The 806-nt window shown below is 57.9% G+C and carries 1 other annotated feature (running past one end of the window).

What is annotated here, in order from left to right:
• Window positions 1–778: a sequence feature (mutual gap in cmsearch alignment for this rRNA model is longer than 100), on the forward strand (it extends 3,344 nt beyond the left edge of the window).
• Window positions 779–806 lie beyond the last annotated feature (28 nt).

Raw genomic sequence — 806 nt, forward strand, 5'->3', positions numbered from 1 at the left:
GGGAGACTGGGAAGCTTGGACGCTAGTTCAGGTGGAGTCATTGGTGAAATACCACTCTGATCGTTTTGGATGTCTAACCCGCGCCCGTGGATCCGGGTGGGGGACAGTGTCTGGTGGGTAGTTTAACTGGGGCGGTTGCCTCCCAAAGAGTAACGGAGGCGCCCAAAGGTTCCCTCAGCCTGGTTGGCAATCAGGTGTCGAGTGTAAGTGCACAAGGGAGCTTGACTGTGAGACCGACGGGTCGAGCAGGAGCGAAAGCTGGGACTAGTGATCCGGCACCGACGTGTGGAAGTGGTGTCGCTCAACGGCTAAAAGGTACCCCGGGGATAACAGGCTGATCTTCCCCAAGAGTCCATATCGACGGGATGGTTTGGCACCTCGATGTCGGCTCGTCGCATCCTGGGGCTGGAGTAGGTCCCAAGGGTTGGGCTGTTCGCCCATTAAAGCGGTACGCGAGCTGGGTTTAGAACGTCGCGAGACAGTTCGGTCCCTATCCGCTGCGCGCGCAGGAGACTTGAGAGAGGCTGTCCCTAGTACGAGAGGACCGGGACGGACGAACCTCTGGTGTGCCAGTTGTTCTGCCAAGGGCACGGCTGGTTGGCTACGTTCGGAAGGGATAACCGCTGAAAGCATCTAAGCGGGAAGCTCGTCTTGAGATGAGGTCTCCCACCCTTTGTTGGGGTAAGGCCCCCGGTAGACGACCGGGTTGATAGGCCGGGAGTGGAAGCACAGTAATGTGTGGAGCTGACCGGTACTAATAGGCCGAGGACTTGACCATAAATGTTCGCGTCGACTATGCAACTCTC

Origin of the sequence: Herbidospora daliensis, from assembly GCF_001570585.1 — a bacterium.
Lineage (GTDB): Bacteria > Actinomycetota > Actinomycetes > Streptosporangiales > Streptosporangiaceae > Herbidospora > Herbidospora daliensis.